This is a genomic window from Nitratireductor sp. WH36-1, from assembly GCF_058725515.1.
On the sequence record NZ_CM178970.1, the window covers coordinates 62,501 to 79,485 of the forward strand.

A 16,985-nucleotide genomic window follows, 5' to 3' on the forward strand; every position below is an offset into this window, starting at 1 on the left:
TCAACGCGCTTTTTTCAAGTTTTTCGTTTTTCTTCGTATTCCAACCTAAAAACCGAAAGAAATCACACCCAACCCACTGATTCTAAACGATAATAAAAAACGACAAACAGGGCAGAAAACTTGCCAAACCGCGCATTTCCGGCCTTTTCAGCCATTCTTGCCGGCAAAACTCTAGCCCGCAAAAACCATGTCGCATTCTGACATGTAAAACTGCCCTTACGGCACCCTGACTTTTACCGTCATACCGTCCCGGGCGGGGACCGCTTCTCCCTCTATAAGGTGTGAGCCGATCCGGAGACCTCTTCTAGGGACGTCGGGAATGATCACCCGGCGTACAGCCGAAACGGGACTGAAACGCCCGGCTGAAATTCGCCACATGCCGATATCCGGCATCCCAGGCAGCCCGTTTAATGGAGACGCGCTCCAGCTTTATCCGCCGGGCGGCCTCATCCAGCCGGGCATTTCGGGTGAACTCCGCAACGGTCTCGCCGAACGCCTGGCGAAAGACCTCATTCAGACGCCGCGGCGCCATGCCCACTTCTTTGGAGAGATCTTCCAGCCCCGGCGCATCCGCCAGCCGCGAAAGAACAATATCCTGCGCCGCGCAGGCCGTGGACCGATCATGCTCGCTGATCGCGCGCTCATCTTCCTTGAGGCCGCTTTGCCTGATCACATCACAATAGATTGCCAGAAGCGCATTGACCGTGCCTTCCAGATGCAGGCGACGGGTTTCTCCGCCAAGCTGCGAGTCATTCATCATCGCGCAGAGAAAGCGCACCTCGGGACGGGTCTCGAAATGCTGCACCGTACGCTCTTCCATATGAAAGAGACGGTGCATGGCCTTGGGCGGTGCAAAGCCAAGCCGGCTCTCGATCATCTCCTCGCGCAGGCAGATGCCGGCGGCGCAGACCGCCTTGCCCGGCATGACCCGGAAAGTGCCCCGATGCTCGGGCAGATGCATGGCTAGATTATCGCGGTTCGTGAACACCCCGTCACAGCCATTGAGATCGTAGTGAACGACGCCGGAGGCGCACCCCATGAAACTGACCGTTCCCGGCGGCTGGGTGTTGCCGATTTCCATTTCCGTCTCTTCGCGGAAATGCATGCGGGTCAGATGCAGGATCACCCCGTCATTCAGTTCAAACCGTTCGAGTTCACAGGTCCCGAATGGCAGGGCGGACATCGCCTCGCTGTCATAGGCCGAACCGGCATGGCGCTCGCCACCCTCCGCTTCAAGTTTCACTTCAACGGTCGGTTTCTCGAAAGACCCTGCCATAGACATTTGAAACGCTCCCCCAAGCACACGCAGCCGCCACCCATATATGACGAAGCGGCGCTGCAAATAATGATAACAAAAAGCAATTCACCACAACCCTTGTAAGACTTAGCCGGCGTTTCGCTGTGTAGCATTGCAAATCAGGAACCTTCCGTGACCGTGCGCCGGTATTTCACCGCGCGGCGGGCGGATGCGTTTCGTTTTCAAGGGGGATGAAAGAAGGCCGGAGGCGTTCCGGCGACCTTCTTGTGCGGAATGCGTTCGCAAAGGCGCTCTTCGAGCAGCCGGCAGGCATCGTGTCCGGAAACCCCGACAAACGACATACCGCAACACACCGCATACCAAGGAACGCTTCATGACCGAGCAAAGCCCAACCGTGCTGGCCAATCGCCTGGCGCTTGAAGGCGGCACGCCCGTGCGCACCGCGCCCCTGCCCTGGGAACTGCCCGGCGCACACTGGATCGGCAAGGAGGAGCGCGAGCTGGTCGACCGGGTGATCGACGCGCAGAGCCCCTTCCGGTTTTACGGTCCCGACCCGCAGCACATGGTCGACACGCTGGAACAGGAGTGGCGCGCCGCCTATGGCCATCGCCATGCGCTTGGCGTTTCCTCCGGCACGGCCGCCCTTTCCATCGCCATTTCGGCGCTCGACATCGGGCCGGGCGACGAGGTTCTGATCGCCGGATATATGTGGGTGAGCTGCGTGTCCGCCATCGTGCGCAGCGGCGCGATCCCCCGGCTGGTCGATATTGACGAGACCTTCTGCATGGATCCGGCGGATCTGCGCCGCAAGATCACGCCGCGCGCCCGCGCCATCCTTCTGGTGCATATGAGTGGTGCGCCCGGCCATGTGGCCGAGATCGCAGGGATCGCGAAGGAGAACGGCCTCGCTCTCATCGAGGATTGCGCGCAGGCTGCCGGCGCAAGTTCCGGCGGCACGCCGGTTGGCCGCTTCGGCGACATCGCCACCTTCAGCTTCCAGCTCAACAAGAACATGACCGCCGGCGATGGCGGCATGATCGTCTGTCAGGACGACGCCATCTTCCGCCGCATCACCGCGCTCCACGATCTGGGCTTTGCGCGCAATGAAGAAGGGCGGCTCGACACATCCGACGAGACCTGCCAGCTCTGGGGTTTTGGCGCACGCATGTCGGATCTGGCCGGCGCCATGGCGCTTGCCCAGTCTCGCAAGCTCGGCCAGATCACCGGCGCCATGCGCACGGCCAAATGGCGCATCCGCGAAGCGCTGTCCGACATTCCGCAGATCGATTTCCGCACCGTGCCGGATCCATCCGGCGACAGCGGCCCCTTCCTTGTCACGCTCTATCGTGACGCCGAGACCTGTCAGGCCTTCACCGAGGCACTGCGCGCCGAGGGCATTCGCGGCCCGGCAGGTTCGCTGAGCTGCATCACCATGCGCGAATGGGGACTGCACTGGTATTTCAACATTCCGAGCCTCACCGAGAAGCGATCCAACAGCCGTGACGGCTTCCCGTGGACGCATCCGCTCAACGCCTTTGCCGGCGAGATCGATTATCGCCGCGGCGCGCTGCCCAATTGCGATGCGCTCAGCGAGCGCGGTGCGCTCCTCGCCATCGCTTCCAAACTCACCGACGACGACGTCACCGACATCATCACCGCATTCAGAAAAGTCGCCAATGCCCTCTTCAATCGCTGAGACCGCCGCACCGATGCCGACACTCTCTTCTCTCCTGACCTCCGATCCCTTTTCCATCTCCAAGGCGACCACCGGCATTGACGTGCTGGTGATCGGCTCCGGAACGGCCGGCGTCACCAGCGCCATCGAACTGGCGCGCAAGGGTCTTTCCGTGGTGATCCTGGAGGCCGGCCCTTTCCTGCTGCCAAGCCATGTGGGCTCCACCCCTTTCCGCAGCCGCGAGGACATCACCCCGCAGATCCACAATCTGGTGCGCTACCGCACCGCCTGGACCGACCATGAGCACTTCAGCGATGGCGTCGCCTCACCGCTCAACAATGATGCATGGTCGGCTGTCGGCGGACGCACGCTTTTCTGGGGCGGCTGCACGCCGCGCTTTTCGGAATGGGATTTTGACGACTGGCCGTTCTCTTATGAAGAGTTCGCCAGCTATTACGACCGCGCCGAGCGCATCATGCATGTCTCCGGCCGCTCGGAGGAGCGCCCGCCCTTCTTCCGCGGCAAGGCGCAGGACACGATTCTGGACCGCCTCCACAAGGCCGGCATCGATGCCGAACACGCCGCACTCGGTGTCGACACGCAGGAATCGCGCAATGGCTATGTGCCGCGCGGCTTCGATTCTGCTGCCGACCGCCTGCTGCGCAGCGGCCTTCTCTCAAGAGAAGTGGCGCGCGGACGCATCGTGCTGGTTCCCGACACCATTGCCGAGAGCATCGAGAACAATGGCCGGCAGGTGACCGGCATCGTCGCGCGCGGTGCGCAGAGCGACCGCCGCTTCCGCCTTGTCGCCCGTCATTACAGTCTGGCCGGTGGCGCGATCCAGTCGACGCGGCTGGCGCTCGATTCCGGTCTGCGCGACATTCACCCGCTGGTCGGCACCCACATCGCCGACCACCTGTTCATTCAGGGCCTGTTCCGTCTGAAGGCGCCGCTCAACGAGCCGATCTACACCTTCATTCCCGCCGGCAAGGACCGTCCCTACCACATCCAGATCCAGGGACCGTTCGACGAGACCTGGTATTCGCCCTATCACGCAACCGTGTGGCTCGACTGCGATCCCCAGGGGCTGTACCTCCTCGCCTATTGCTTCGGCGTCGGCGAAGCGGCCAAGAGCAACGAGTTACAGCTGACCGGACAATGCGGCGACGGCCCCGGCAATATGGGCCGCTATGCAGTCCTCAACGGACGCACCGAAAACGACCTGCGCATTCTCGACGAGATGAACGCCTTCCTTCCGCAGGTGGCGGAAGGCATGGGCGCGGAGCTGGTGCGCAGCCAGATCAACCCGCCCGGCGCGGCCCTGCATGAAATCGGCGGCCTGCGCATGTCGGCGGAGCCGGGCGTCGGCGTCACCGACACCCATGGCCGGTTCTGGGCTCTGCCCAATCTGTCCGTTGCCGATTCCGCAGCGTGGCCTTCACAGGGTTCGGCCAACAGCTACCTGACCATCACGGCCTGGTCGCTTCGTCATGCAGAAGGCGTGGCCGAGCTGCTTGGGGAGGAGAACTGATCCATGCTGATCCGACTGGTGATACTGGCCGCCCTGTTCGGCTTTCTCTTCGGGTTCGATGAAGGCGTGATTGCCGGCGCTCTGCCGCTCATTACTTCGACCTTCGAAATCTCCGCCTCCGGTGAAGGCCTCGTCACCGCCTCCGTGCCGCTTGGCGCGGTGGGTGGCGCGATCCTCGCCGCGCTGTGGGCCGACAGTCTGGGCCGCCGCAAGGTGCTCATCATGTGTTCGGTTCTGTTCGGCATCGGTGCAATCGCCAGCGGTCTGGCGCAGGAAGAAATCGCGCTCATCCTTGCGCGCCTTCTGCTCGGCATCGCCATCGGCGCGTCGGCGCTCGCCGCCCCCATGTTCCTCGCCGAACTTGCGCCGGCGCGGCATCGCGGCGCGATCGTCTCTGCCTTCCAGCTCATGATCACGATTGGCATTCTGGTGTCCTATCTGATCGACCTGGCGCTGGAGCCGCTCGGCGCATGGCGCTGGATGCTGGCGCTTGGCGCGGTGCCCGCCTTCGTCTCGCTGATCGGCATCGCGCTCTCGCCGGAAAGCCCGCGCTGGCTCGTCATGCGCGGCCGCCGCGAAGAGGCCGGCTCGGTCATCGCCGCCATCCAGCCGGACCTCGACCGCAAGGAAGTGGACCACATTGTCGGCGACATCGCCGCAACGCATGCAGGCGAACCGCGCACAGCCCCGTGGTCGGACTTCCTGTCGGATCACATCCGCCCGCTGGCGATCTTCGCCATCGCCGCCTTCCTGCTTCAGCAGGTCAGCGGCATCAACGCCGTCATCTATTATGCGCCGACCATTCTCGGCCATGCCGGCTTCGATGGTTCGAGCACCCAGCTCACCGCCACGGTGGGCATCGGCCTCGTCAATGTCGTGATGACCGTTGTTGCGATGCTCTTCGTCGACAGGCTCGGTCGCCGACCGCTCTTCATTCTGGGTTTCATCGGTTCTGCCGTGAGCCTCGCCGTGATCGCCTATGCGATGAACGGACAGGGTTCCGAGCTTGCGACACTGGCGCTGATCGGGCTGTTTGCCTACATCGCCTTCTTCGCCGTCAGTCTCGGGCCGCTTCCCTGGCTTTACATGTCCGAGCTTTTCCCGCTCGCCATGCGCAGCCGCGGCATGGCCATGGCCTCGGTCGCCAACTGGTCGTGCAACTTCCTCGTGGTCTTCATGTTCCCGGTGCTTGTCAGCTATGCCGGTGCGGCGGCAACCTTCGCCGTGTTCTGCGCCTTCTGCGTTCTGGGCGCGGTGGTCGCCTGGCTCTATGCGCCGGAGACCAAGGGCGTAAGCCTTGAAGATCTGGAACAGCGCGAGCTCGTGGCGGCGCAATGAGCGATGCCGCCATTCCCGGCAGACCCGCCGCCTTCGCGGTTGCGCGGGTCGCCGCACTGACAGCCTGCAGCGGGCTGCTGTTCGGCTACAGCACGGCCAGCATCGCCGACTGGCTGGAGCCCATCGCGGCAGTGTTCAGCCTCACCGTTCGCGGGCAGGAATATCTCACCGTCTCGCTGGTCATCTCCTGCTTCTTCGGCGCGGTTGCAGCCGCACCGCTTGCCCGCCGTTTTGGCCGGCGCATGGCTTTGGCCGGCGCATTCGTTCTGGCTGCCGCCGGCTATGGCGTGGTTCTCACCGAACCGTCCCTCTCCCTGCTGGTCTTTGCGCGCGTCCTGATCGGGCTTGCCGTCGGCATCTCCTCCATGGTCGCGCCCATGTATGCGGGCGAGGCCACCCCGGCAGACCGGCGCGGCGGCGTGGTGGCGCTGTTTCAGCTCGCCGTCACGCTCGGCATTCTCGCCGCCTATGCCGTGCCGCTCATCCTGCTCGATCATTCCGCATGGCCGCTCGCCATTGGCGGCGGCATGGTCATCCCGCTCGCCGGGCTCCTCATGCTTGTCGCCGTGCCGGAAAGCCCGAGCTGGCTCATCGCCACGCGCGGCGACGCCGCCGCCCGCGCAGCAGCCGGTGTGCTTGGCGTGCCCACCCCGCACGCCGCGCCGTCCACCGCCGGGCACGCGCGGCCTTCGCTCTCGCTGCGCACCGGCGCGACCTTGGCCGTCCTCGCCCTGTGCTGCGGTCTCTTCATTCTGCAGAACCTGAGCGGCATTGACGGCATTCTCTATTATGCGCCCACCATTTTCACCGAGCTTGGCTTTCCGCCGGGGCTCGCAGCGCTGGGCGCAACCTTCGGCCTTGGCCTCATCAATGTGATCGCCACCGTCATCGCCATCCTGACCGTCGATAGGCTTGGCCGCCGCCCGCTGGCGATCTACGGATCGCTGGTCATGATCCTCGGCCTCTCCGCCGTGGTCGCCGCGCATCTGTGGGACATGCCGTTTCTCGGCCTCGCCGGCCTGTGCGTCTACATCGCCGCCTTCGCCCTCAGCCTCGGGCCACTGCCCTATGTGCTGATGGCCGAACTCATGCCTTCCAGCCTGCGTGAGGCGGGCCTCTCCGCTGCGTCCGCAACCTCATGGCTGTTCAACGCGCTGGTCGCGCTGTTCTTCCTGACCGGCGTAACGCAGTTCGGTCTCTCGACCGTGTTCATGTTCTTCGCCCTGATCTGCCTGTTCGCACTGGTGATCTCGATCATCTGGCTGCCCGAGACCAAGGGCCGCTCGCTCGAGGCCATCGAGGAGAACGTGCTGAAGGGCGTCCCGCTCCGGCAGGTTGGCCGCTGATCAGAGCGCGGCCAGCCGCCGCTCCAGAAACCGGCGCTCCGCCGGCTGGCGGGCCAGCTCCAGCGCCGTGCGATAGGCATCCCGCGCCACGTCGATGCGTCCCAGCCGGCGCAGCATGTCGGCGCGGGCCGCATGGGCCAGATGATAGGCGCCGAGCCTTCCATCGGCCATCGCTGCATCAATGGCCGCAAGCCCCGCTTCCGCACCGTCGCGCATGCTGAGCGCCGCAGCCCGGTTGAGCGCCACAACCGGCGACGGGTCCACCATCGCCAGAATGTCGTAGAGCGACACGACCTGCCGCCAGTTCGTTTCATCCGTGCGCGCCGCCGCGCCGTGCTCCCCTGCAATCGCCGCCTGCAAAAGATAGGGGCCAAGCCGTCCCGCCTGCAGCGCGTGATCGATCAACGCCCGCGCCTCATCGATCAGGGCGCGGTCCCAGCGCGAGCGGTCCTGATCTTCCAGCAGAACGATGTCGCCTGCCGCGTCCACCCGGCTTTCGCGCCGCGCCTCGTGCAGAAGCATCAGCGCCAGAAGGCCCGCCACTTCCGGATCGTCCATCAGCCCCACCATCAACCGGCCGAGCCGGATCGCCTCACCGGAAAGGTCGGCGCGCGTCAGCGCCGGCCCGTCGGTCGCGGCATACCCCTCATTGAAGATGAGATAGATCACGCGCAGGACGCTCTCGATCCGTCCCGGCAGCTCCGCCCGTGCGGGTATCTCGAAGGGGATCGCCTCGTCGCGGATCTTCGCCTTGGCGCGCACGATCCGTTGAGCAATCGTCGGCGGTCGGGTCAGATAAGCCCGCGCGATCTCTTCCGTGGTCAGCCCGCCGACTTCGCGCAGTGTCAGCGCAATGCTGGCATCGGCAGGCAGGTCCGGGTGGCAGCAGGTGAAGATCAGCCGCAGTTCGTCATCGCGGATATGTTCGGGAATAGCCGGTTCCGAAGCCGGATCGGCCAGCGCTGCAAGTTGCGGCAGCGCGCCGGCAAGCCGCGCCTGCCGACGCCAGCGATCCACCATTTTGAAACGGCCGGTCGACACCAGCCACGAATAGGGATTGGCCGGCACGCCTTCGCGTGGCCATCGGTCCGCTGCGGCGGCGAAGGCTTCATGGAGCGCTTCCTCCGCCGCATCGAACCCGCCCAGAAGGCGGATCAGTGTTGCGAGCACGCGCCGCTTCTCGCGGCGATAGACCGCCTCGACGGCAGCGCGTGCGTCGGCCCCGCTCACAGCTGCGGCGGCGGGCTCGAGAAGTCGACCAGCGGACGCACTTCGATGGAACCGATCTTCGCCAGCGGATGACCGCTGATCGCGCGCACCGCATCGTTCAGGTCGGGCGCTTCGACGAGCACGATGCCGCCAAGCATGTCCTTCGTCTCCATGAAGGGGCCGTCCACCGCCGACATCTTCCCGTCGCGCATCTGCACGGTCATGGCGTTTTCCGGCAACTCCAGCGCCTCGCCCATGACGAAGTGGCCGGTCTCCTTCAGCTTCTCGTCATAGCCAGCGCACTCGGCCAGCGCCGCATTCGCTTCCGGGCTACCGCCGAACAGCTCTTTCGGATTGTAATAGATCAGGCAGGCATAGCGCATGGTGTCTCTCCTTATATGAGCGCTTCGAACGCCCATGGTCGTCTGGCGGCAGCCGGATTCGACAACACCATGAAAAATTTTTCGCGCCCTGTCGAAATGAACCTGCCGATACGGCCCACCTTCTCCCCGCCTCTTGCCGTTCCCCGCAGGAAGGATAGAACGCTCGAAACCGTTTTGAACAAGGATGGAATGGCCGTGAGCGTCACAATCGAAGTTACCGAAACGCCGGACAAGGCGGCGCTGGCGCGGGTGGAGACGGAGCTCGCTGCATTCAACGACGCCGATGTCGGCCCGTCCGAAAAGGCCACGCTCGCCATCATCGTGCGCGATGAGAACGGCGCTGTGCTGGCCGGCATCTCCGGCTACACCGCCTGGGGCTGGCTCTACATTCAGAAACTGTGGGTGGATGACAGCCTGCGCGGGCAGGGCATGGCCGGGCGCATGCTTGCGGCGGCAGAAGAAGAGGCAGAGCGGCGCGGTTGCCACTCCGCGCTGATCGACACGTTCAATCCCAGCGCCGAGAAGGCGTATACCCGTCAGGGCTATGTGGAATTCGGACGGCTTGAGAATTTCCCGATCGGGCGCAGCCGCATCTTTCTCCAGAAGCGGCTGCCCTCGTCTCACACAAAAATTTAGCGGGCAATCTTCCCGCCGCGCAGCGGCTCGGGCGCGCCCGTCGTCGTCGGGAAGCTGATCGGCAGATCGCGCAGCACGCGCACCGCAAGGAAAGCGAAGCACTCGGCCTCGATGGCGTCGCCACGCCAGCCAACCGTTTCGGCGGGGGCTGCTTCCACGCCGGCGCGTTCGCCCAGCATCTTCATGATGGTCGGGTTGTGCCGGCCACCACCGCACACGATCAGCCGGTTTGGCCGAACCGGCAAAAGATCGAGCGCCTTGCCAACCGCCGATGCGGTGAAGGCCGTCAGCGTCGCCGCACCCGTGCTGGCGTCGAGACCATCGGCCATGGACGCACCGAAGTCGAAACGGTCGAGCGATTTCGGATAGGGCGCGGTGAGGTAGGGATGCTTCAAAAGCTCCGCCAGCCGCGCCTCGTCCACCGTGCCCGAAGCCGCCAGCGCACCGTCGCGATCCATGTCGCCAAGCCCCTGCGCCTTGACGAAATCATTGATCGGCGCATTGGCCGGGCCGGTGTCGAAAGCGATAAGCCGGTCCGCACCGTCCCACCAGCTCACATTGGCCACGCCACCCAGATTGAGCACCCCCGTCTCGCCGTCCGTGTCCACGTCCCGCAAGAGAGCTGCATGATAGGCTGCCGAAAGCGGTGCCCCCTGCCCGCCGGCGCGCATGTCGGCCGAGCGGAAATCATAGACCACCGGACAGCCCAGAATGGAATGCATCAGATCGCCGTCGCCGAGCTGCCGCGTCTCGCCGAGACGCCCTTCCTGCGGCGCACGGTGCAACACCGTCTGCCCGTGGAAACCGACCGCGCCGATATCGGCCATGGTCAGGCCATGGCTCTCCACCAGCTCTCGCACAGCGTGCGCCTGCGCGCGCGTCAGAACCTCTTCCGCCTCGGCGAAGATCGCCGGTTCATCGCCCTCGAAATTCCAGGCCCGCGCCTGCTGCAACGTCTCTTCCAGAAGGTCGCGCGTCGATTGCGGATAGGGCGCCAGCGCGTAAGCGCCGAACGCTTCGATGCGCTCGCCATCCGTTTTCAGAAGCGCCACGTCGATGTTTCCGTCGAGTACGGTGCCGGTCATCAGGCCGACGGCCCAGACAGGCTCAAATCCTTCAGCCATGTGCGTTCCTATCCTGCGTTCATGCAATCGCCGACCGCCTGTCGCAGCGCAGCGATGCCGCTGTCGAAATGCCGGGTCGGATGTATGCGGTTGGTGAGAAGGGTCCACGCAAGGCCATTGTCGAAATCGACCCACAGCCCTGTTCCCGTGAAACCCGTATGCCCGATCGTGCCGGCGCTGGCCAGCGCCCCGCCGGGCCAGTTTTCATATGGCCGTTCCCAGCCATGGGTGCGTTTTTCGGAAAGCGGCGTGCGCATCAGCGCCACCGTCTCATCCCCATCGGCGTCGCCTGCAAAAAGCCCTGCCGCGAAATCGAGCACGGCGTCGGCCGTGCCGAACAGTCCGGCATGCCCCGCGCCCTCAAGCGCTGAACAATTGTCGTCATGCACCTCGCCGCAAAGCACCCGGTGCCGCCATGTGCAGTCCTCGGTCGCCGCCGTCTTTTCCGGATCGGCGGCAAAGGCGAAGCCCGGCCCCGGATCGAATGCCCGCAGCCGCTTGCCCTCAAGCCGCTCCAGCGCGACGCCGAGCAGAATAAAGTTGATGTCGGAATAGACCGACGGGCCTTTTTCCCAGCGCCGCTGGAGAATGAAGGCGCGCAGCAGGTCAGCATCGCGGCCATAGGTGTAGATCGGCTCCACCGCCGGGAACGGCGTCTGGTGGCCGAGGCACTGGCGAAATGTCACCTGTCGTTCCCATGCGCCCGGATCATACTGGCGCAGATCCGGCAGAAGCGTGGTGAGCCGCGCATCGAGATCGATCACGCCCTCTTTCGCCAGTTCCAGAATGCGCGTGGTGGTGAAGATTACCTTGGTCAGCGATGCAAGATCGAACCAAGTGTCGGTGCGCATTTCACGCTCATGCGGCACACGCTGCGCATAACCGGTGGCGCGCACCATGCGCCCGCCATCCCGGTCGATCACACCGAGCACCCCGCCGGGAATGCGCCCCGCCTCCACCGAAGCGTTCAGCAGGGCAAAGGCGCACTCGAAGCGCGGCGCAAAGGCAGGCGTGTCCGTCATGCTCATGCCTCCGCCCGCGCCATGTGGTCGGGACCAAAACTCTGCCAGTTGGCCGGCTCCGGCTCGAAGCCCAGCGGCCGCACCAGCGACGGCACCTGCCGCGTGTCCACCTCAAAGGTCTCTTTGCGCCGGTCGACGCTCGGCACCGCCGAGATCAGCCGTTTCGTATAGGCGTGTTTCGGATCGGAAAGAACCGACGCCGCATCACCGATCTCGACGATCTGCCCCGCATAGACCACCGCGATGCGGTGCGCGATGCGCTCCACCACCGCCATGTCGTGCGAGACGAAGAGATAGGCGAGGCCGAACTCGCGCTGCAGGTCCACCAGGAGTTCCAGCACCTTGGCCTGCACCGAAACGTCGAGCGCCGAGACGGCCTCGTCCAGCACCACCACGGACGGGTTGAGCATCAGCGCGCGGGCGATGCAAAGGCGCTGCCGCTGGCCGCCGGAAAACTCGTGCGGATAGCGCTCCAGCGCATTCTCCGGCAGGCCCACCCGGTCGAGCAGCATGCGCATGCGCGCCTGCGTTTCACCGTTCAGCCCGCCGCCGGCGGCAATCACCGGCTCGGCCAGAATGCTGTCCACCCGAAGCCGCGGATTGAGCGAGGCATAGGGGTTCTGGAACACCATCTGCACCGGCTTGCTGCTCTGCCGCGCCGCGCCATTCGTGTTCGCGGAGAATGTGCCGCGCGTCGGCTCGACCAGCCCCAGAATGGCGCGCGCCGTGGTCGATTTGCCCGAGCCGCTTTCGCCGACAATGCCCAGCGTCTCGCCCGGCATCAGGTCGAAATCGACCCCGTCCACCGCATGAACCGCACCGGTCTGCCGGCGCAGGAGACCACCGGTCACCGGAAAGCGAACCGTCAGCCCTTCCACTTTAAGCGCCGGCGCGGCGCTTGGCTCGTCGGCCCGGCGATAGTCGGTGCGCGTGGCGCGCCCGGCCTCGAAATGCGGCACGGCGCTCAGAAGATGCTTCGTATAGGGATGCTGCGGCGCATCAAGCACCGCGTCGAGCGGTCCCTGCTCCACCGCCTCGCCATTCTGCATCACCATCACCTTGTCGGCGATGCCGGCCACCAGCCCGATGTCATGGGTGATGAAGATCATGCCCATGCCGGTCTCGCGCTTCAGCTCGGCGAGAAGCGCCATGATCTGCGCCTGCACCGTCACGTCGAGCGCCGTGGTGGGCTCATCCGCGATCAGGAGACGCGGATTGCACGACAGGGCCGTGGCGATCATCACGCGCTGGAGCATGCCGCCGGAAAGCTGGTGCGGACAATATTTCAGCCGGCGCGCGGCATCGGGAATGCGCACGCGGTCGAGCGCGTCCTTCGCCGCTTCCCGCGCCTGCCGGCCGGTCAGGCCACGATGCAGGCGGAACGATTCCTCAATCTGCTCGCCAATGGTCAGAACCGGATTGAGCGAGGTCATCGGCTCCTGGAAGATCATGCCGATCTCGCCGCCGCGGATCTTCGTCAGCTCCTGCTCGCCGGCTGCTGCCAGATCGAGCGTGCTGCCGTCCTCGCGCCGGAACCGGATAGACCCGTCGATGATGCGGCCACCGCCGAAATCCACCAGCCGGTTGATCGACAGCGCGGTGACGGATTTGCCCGAACCGCTTTCGCCGACAATGGCCAGCGTCTCGCCGGCAGCGAGATCGAAGCTCACGCCATGGACGATTTCATTGTCTTCTGGCTTGCGGCCAAAACCGACGCGCAGGTTTGAAACGGACAGAAGCGATGTCATGCGACCGACCTCCGCGTCTTGGGATCGAGAATGTCGCGCAGCGCATCCCCCAGAAGATTGAACCCGAGAATGCCGATCATGATCGCAATGCCCGGGAAGATCAGGAGCCAGGGCGCCATCTCCATCAGATTGCGGCTGTCGGCGAGCATCAGGCCAAGCGACGAGGCCGGCGGCTGCGTGCCGAGGCCGAGAAAGCTCAGGCCCGCCTCCGTCAAAAGGCCCCATGCGAGCGCCAGCGTCACCTGCACCGTCAGCGGCGCGACGAGGTTCAGCATCAGATGGCGCGTCAGAATGTAGTTGCGGCTCGAACCGAAGGTGCGCGCGGCGTCCACGAAGTCGCGCGTCTTCAGGGAGAGCGCCGGCCCGCGCACCACACGGGTGAAGATCGGCGTGTAGACGATGGCGATGGCCATCACGCTGGTCCAGGTGCCCGGCCCCACGATTGCGATGATGAGCAGCGCAAGAAGGATCGCCGGGAAAGCCAGAAGCACGTCCATGAAGCGCATGATCGTGCCGTCCCACCAGCCGCCGAACCACGCGGCCGCAAGACCGAGCACAATGCCCGCCACAGCCGCCAGCGCCACCGAGGCGAAAGCGACGATGAAGGACTGGCTGATGCCCAGCATCAACCGGCTCGCCACATCGCGGCCGAACAGGTCCGTGCCCATCCAGTAGGTCGCGTCGGGCGCATGCAGACGGTCGACGCGGAACTGCATCAGCGGGTCATGCGGCGTAATGCCGAGAAGCCCGAGAATGGCGATGATGATGTAAAGGCCAACGATGGCGCCGCCGATGCGGCCGCTCGAATGGCTGAAAATGGCGCGCAGCAACTGCATCACTTGCCCCCCAGCCGAATGCGTGGGTCGAGCACCGCATAGGCGAGATCGACCAGAAGATTCACGATCATGAAGTTGAGCGCGATGAACAGGACCGAGCCCTGCACCAGCGCGTAGTCGCGCTGGAGGATGGCGTCGAGCACCATGCGCCCGAGGCCCGGCAGCGCAAAAATCTGTTCCACGATCACCGCGCCGCCCAGGAGATAGCCGAACTCGACGCCGCTCAGCGTCACCACCGGGATCAGCGCGTTGGGCAGCGCATGCCGCCAGATCACCTTGCGCGCCGGCACGCCCTTGGCGCGCGCGGTGCGGATGTAATCGTCGCTCAGAATGTCGAGCATGGCCGAACGCGAAATGCGCGTCACGGCGGCGGCGAAGGCAAAGCCCAGCGTCAGCGCCGGCAGGATCATCTGCCCCAGATTGCGCAGCGGATTTTCAAGGAAGGGCGTGAACTCGCCCATGGCCGGCAGCACCCCGAAGCCCACCGACAGAACATAGATCGCCAGAAGCGCGAACACGAAGTTCGGCGTCGACTGGCCGATCATCGCGAAGATGCGCACGGCGAGGTCCGAGGGCTTTTCATTGCGCGTGGCGGCGAAGATGCCCGCCGGAAGACCGATGGCGAGCGCGATGACCATGGAGAGAAGCGCCAGCTCCAGCGTCAGCGGAAAGCGTTCGAGAATCACGTCGAGCACCGGCTTGCCGAAGGTCACGGACACGCCGAGATCGCCCTGAACCGCACCCGCAAGCCAGCGCCAGTACTGGGTGAACCAGCCCTGATCGATGCCGAAATAGGCCTCAAGCGCTGCGCGCTGATCGGGCGTCAGAAGCCCGGCCTCCGTTCCCAGCATGGCGGTGATGGCGTCGCCCGGCACCAGCCGGATCGAAACAAAGACGAGGATGGACACCCCGAGCATGACCAATGGAAAGGTCATCAGCCTTCGGGCCAGGTAATTCATGAAGCTTCCACTCCGTGTCCTTCTAACTGCAATCGTCTTGTGCCGTGGGGTTGAGGGCCGCGCCCTTCATGCCGCCCCCGTGGTTCGACAAGCTCACCATGAGGGCTGGGGATCAGTTCTCACATTGAGGACCTTGGCCCCGGCACTCTGAGGGTTTGAACCAAACACCACACATCTCATACGCCTCCGGTACCGACCTGCAGATCATTGCAGGGTGACGGGCCATCAATAGCCCTCATGGTGAGCTTGTCGAACCACGAGGGCGCTGGGCGGAGCCGCATCAAATTCTCACGTTTCAAGCGCGACAGGGCGCCAGGCGCAAACGGGGCCGCACCTGAACGTGCGGCCCCATTTGGCAATCACTCGCCGACCGTTACCTCGGTCAGGCCGAACAGCGTGCCGGTCGGGGAAGGCACGAAGCCGCCCACATTCTTCTGCTGTGCGGTGTAGGTGTAGCCCGTGTAGAGCCAGATCCACGGCGAAACCTCGGCGAGATGCGTCTCGAACCTGGAGAAGATCTCCTTGCGCTTCGCCGGGTCGGTCTCTTCACGGCCTTCCTGCATCAGGCTGTCCAGCGTGTCGTCGATATAGTTGGCGACATGCTGCAGGTTGCCTGCCTTGGTCCAGTAGCGATTGTACATGGAGAACGGATCGGCGCGGCCGCCATTCAGAGCCACCGCCATGTCGAAATCCCCCTTCAGCCAGGTGTCCACATAGACGTTGAGCTCCATCATCTTGATGTCGAGATCGATGCCGATCTCGGCGAGCTGCGACTGGATCACCTGCGCTTCGGCAGCGGCTGTGGGCGGCTCGCCCGTGGCTGCGATCACCGTTGCGGAAAAGCCGTCTGCATATCCGGCCTCGGCCATCAGCGCCTTGGCCTTCTCGACATCGCGCTCATAGCAGAACAGCGAAGCCGGGTCCGAGCGGTAGGCCGGCATGGTCAGCGGGCCGGTCACGGCGCCCTCGCCCAGAAGCGCTGTATCAAGCACGTCCTGACGGTCGATGGCGCAGGAGATCGCCTGACGCACGGCCAGCTCCGTCATCGGCTCGCGCGACGGGTTCAGCTGCAGCACGTGATAGGCCAGAACCGGCGTGCGGCTCAGTTCGAGGCTCGCCTCGTTCGGCACCAGCGTGGCCACGAGCGGATCGTTGATCAGCGCGAAATCCACCTGCTTGGTGCGCAGCGCCGCCAGAATGGCGGTCTCGTCCGGCAGAACGGAAATGTTGATGCCGTCGACCTTCACCTCGCCGCCGGCCCAGTCCGGGTTGGCGCTCAGAACCTCTTTCTGGTTCGGCTCCCAGCTGTCCAGCTTGAACGGGCCGGAGCCGATCGCCTTCGTGCCGATCGTGCCGGCCTCGATCTCGCTCGCCGGAGCAACGGCAGCGTTGATGCTCGTCATCGCCGTCAGCATCGGAACGTCCGGCTGCGAAAGGTTGAAGACAACGGTCGTCTCGTCCGGCGTGTCGATGCTCTCGATGGAGGTGAAGTTGGCGCGGGCGGCAGCGCCCGTCGCTTCGTCCAGAATGCGCTGGAAGGAAGCCTTTACGTCAGCCGACGTCACCTTTTCGCCGTTCTGGAACTGCGCATCGCCATCCAGCTTGAAGGTCAGCTTCTTGCCGTCCTCGGAGAACTCCCAGGTCTCGGCCACTGCGGGAACGATCTGCAGCTCGGCGTCGAGACGCACCAGCGGCTCATAGACCAGTTCCAGAAGCCGAAGCGACGAGAAGGCCGTCTGCTTGTGCGGATCAAGACCCGTCGCGTCCTGCGACCAGGCCATGCGCAGCGTCTCGGCCGCAGCCGGCGCAATTGCCGTCGTTGCGCCGAGCGTTGCCGCGAGCGCCACCGACGCTGCGAAATTCTTCATCAAAGTTTTTCCCATGATCATCTTCCTCCGAAAGCGATTGATGCCAGCGGCC

14 protein-coding genes are annotated in these 16,985 nt (G+C 64.6%); 5 read left to right on the forward strand and 9 right to left on the reverse strand.

The genetic code is table 11. From position 1 onward, the window contains the following. Positions 1–304: 304 nt before the first annotated feature. Positions 305–1,282, reverse strand: a complete 978-nt coding sequence (locus tag AC4PTT_RS00295) for a helix-turn-helix domain-containing protein (protein WP_492161901.1) — start codon at positions 1,280–1,282, stop codon at positions 305–307. 349 nt (positions 1,283–1,631) lie between these two features. On the opposite strand from AC4PTT_RS00295, the gene AC4PTT_RS00300 reads away from it, so the two are divergent. The 4 genes from AC4PTT_RS00300 to AC4PTT_RS00315 are packed head-to-tail and all read left to right on the forward strand — an operon-like array spanning position 1,632 to position 7,148. Further along, a complete protein-coding gene (locus AC4PTT_RS00300) occupies positions 1,632–2,954 on the forward strand; it encodes a DegT/DnrJ/EryC1/StrS family aminotransferase (RefSeq protein WP_420507367.1) in 1,323 nt (440 codons plus the stop codon). Further along, the gene (locus AC4PTT_RS00305; RefSeq protein WP_222512273.1) at positions 2,935–4,464 is read left to right on the forward strand and encodes a GMC oxidoreductase; all 1,530 of its coding nucleotides are present in this window, start codon (positions 2,935–2,937) and stop codon (positions 4,462–4,464) included. The genes AC4PTT_RS00300 and AC4PTT_RS00305 overlap by 20 nt, the downstream gene beginning before the upstream one ends. Positions 4,465–4,467: 3 nt before the next feature. After that, complete coding sequence (locus AC4PTT_RS00310) at positions 4,468–5,802, forward strand: sugar porter family MFS transporter (protein ID WP_206549147.1); 1,335 nt, start codon at positions 4,468–4,470, stop codon at positions 5,800–5,802. Then, positions 5,799–7,148, forward strand: a complete 1,350-nt coding sequence (locus tag AC4PTT_RS00315; RefSeq protein WP_492161902.1) for a sugar porter family MFS transporter — start codon at positions 5,799–5,801, stop codon at positions 7,146–7,148. Before AC4PTT_RS00310 ends, AC4PTT_RS00315 begins: the two co-directional genes overlap by 4 nt. Here AC4PTT_RS00315 and AC4PTT_RS00320 read toward each other — a convergent pair whose 3' ends face one another. Next, positions 7,149–8,378, reverse strand: coding sequence for an RNA polymerase sigma factor (locus tag AC4PTT_RS00320; RefSeq protein ID WP_492161903.1), 1,230 nt, complete (start codon positions 8,376–8,378; stop codon positions 7,149–7,151). Continuing rightward, positions 8,375–8,740 carry a YciI family protein gene (locus tag AC4PTT_RS00325; protein ID WP_113153789.1) on the reverse strand — a complete coding sequence of 122 codons (366 nt, stop codon included), beginning with the start codon at positions 8,738–8,740 and terminating at the stop codon, positions 8,375–8,377. Before AC4PTT_RS00325 ends, AC4PTT_RS00320 begins: the two co-directional genes overlap by 4 nt. A 207-nt stretch (positions 8,741–8,947) precedes the next feature. Here AC4PTT_RS00325 and AC4PTT_RS00330 point away from each other — a divergent pair, with 207 nt between their 5' ends. Continuing rightward, positions 8,948–9,376 carry a GNAT family N-acetyltransferase gene (locus AC4PTT_RS00330; RefSeq protein WP_492162576.1) on the forward strand — a complete coding sequence of 143 codons (429 nt, stop codon included), beginning with the start codon at positions 8,948–8,950 and terminating at the stop codon, positions 9,374–9,376. Here the strand turns inward: AC4PTT_RS00330 and AC4PTT_RS00335 are convergent. The 6 genes from AC4PTT_RS00335 to AC4PTT_RS00360 all read right to left on the reverse strand — a co-directional run bounded on the left by AC4PTT_RS00335 (position 9,373) and on the right by AC4PTT_RS00360 (position 16,933). Next, positions 9,373–10,500 (reverse strand): anhydro-N-acetylmuramic acid kinase, encoded by a 1,128-nt coding sequence (locus AC4PTT_RS00335; protein ID WP_492161904.1) that lies wholly within the window; start codon positions 10,498–10,500, stop codon positions 9,373–9,375. The genes AC4PTT_RS00330 and AC4PTT_RS00335 overlap by 4 nt on opposite strands. A gap of 8 nt (positions 10,501–10,508) precedes the next feature. After that, positions 10,509–11,522, reverse strand: coding sequence for a serine hydrolase domain-containing protein (locus AC4PTT_RS00340; protein ID WP_492161905.1), 1,014 nt, complete (start codon positions 11,520–11,522; stop codon positions 10,509–10,511). 2 nt (positions 11,523–11,524) lie between these two features. Then, on the reverse strand, positions 11,525–13,270 hold the full coding sequence (locus AC4PTT_RS00345; protein WP_206553376.1) for an ABC transporter ATP-binding protein: 1,746 nt from the start codon (positions 13,268–13,270) through the stop codon (positions 11,525–11,527). Next, positions 13,267–14,106 (reverse strand): ABC transporter permease, encoded by an 840-nt coding sequence (locus AC4PTT_RS00350; protein ID WP_065816583.1) that lies wholly within the window; start codon positions 14,104–14,106, stop codon positions 13,267–13,269. The genes AC4PTT_RS00345 and AC4PTT_RS00350 overlap by 4 nt, the downstream gene beginning before the upstream one ends. Next, on the reverse strand, positions 14,106–15,065 hold the full coding sequence (locus AC4PTT_RS00355) for an ABC transporter permease (RefSeq protein WP_113153785.1): 960 nt from the start codon (positions 15,063–15,065) through the stop codon (positions 14,106–14,108). Before AC4PTT_RS00355 ends, AC4PTT_RS00350 begins: the two co-directional genes overlap by 1 nt. A gap of 359 nt (positions 15,066–15,424) precedes the next feature. After that, the gene (locus AC4PTT_RS00360) at positions 15,425–16,933 is read right to left on the reverse strand and encodes an ABC transporter substrate-binding protein (RefSeq protein WP_492161906.1); all 1,509 of its coding nucleotides are present in this window, start codon (positions 16,931–16,933) and stop codon (positions 15,425–15,427) included. Positions 16,934–16,985 lie beyond the last annotated feature (52 nt).

Coding starts and splice junctions, on each gene's coding strand:
- AC4PTT_RS00295 (WP_492161901.1), bottom strand. CDS start 1,282: ATGTCTATGGCAGGGTCTTTCGAGAAACCGACCGTTGAAGTGAAACTT.
- AC4PTT_RS00300 (WP_420507367.1), top strand. CDS start 1,632: ATGACCGAGCAAAGCCCAACCGTGCTGGCCAATCGCCTGGCGCTTGAA.
- AC4PTT_RS00305 (WP_222512273.1), top strand. CDS start 2,935: ATGCCCTCTTCAATCGCTGAGACCGCCGCACCGATGCCGACACTCTCT.
- AC4PTT_RS00310 (WP_206549147.1), top strand. CDS start 4,468: ATGCTGATCCGACTGGTGATACTGGCCGCCCTGTTCGGCTTTCTCTTC.
- AC4PTT_RS00315 (WP_492161902.1), top strand. CDS start 5,799: ATGAGCGATGCCGCCATTCCCGGCAGACCCGCCGCCTTCGCGGTTGCG.
- AC4PTT_RS00325 (WP_113153789.1), bottom strand. CDS start 8,740: ATGCGCTATGCCTGCCTGATCTATTACAATCCGAAAGAGCTGTTCGGC.
- AC4PTT_RS00335 (WP_492161904.1), bottom strand. CDS start 10,500: ATGGCTGAAGGATTTGAGCCTGTCTGGGCCGTCGGCCTGATGACCGGC.
- AC4PTT_RS00340 (WP_492161905.1), bottom strand. CDS start 11,522: ATGACGGACACGCCTGCCTTTGCGCCGCGCTTCGAGTGCGCCTTTGCC.
- AC4PTT_RS00345 (WP_206553376.1), bottom strand. CDS start 13,270: ATGACATCGCTTCTGTCCGTTTCAAACCTGCGCGTCGGTTTTGGCCGC.
- AC4PTT_RS00350 (WP_065816583.1), bottom strand. CDS start 14,106: ATGCAGTTGCTGCGCGCCATTTTCAGCCATTCGAGCGGCCGCATCGGC.
- AC4PTT_RS00355 (WP_113153785.1), bottom strand. CDS start 15,065: ATGAATTACCTGGCCCGAAGGCTGATGACCTTTCCATTGGTCATGCTC.
- AC4PTT_RS00360 (WP_492161906.1), bottom strand. CDS start 16,933: ATGAAGAATTTCGCAGCGTCGGTGGCGCTCGCGGCAACGCTCGGCGCA.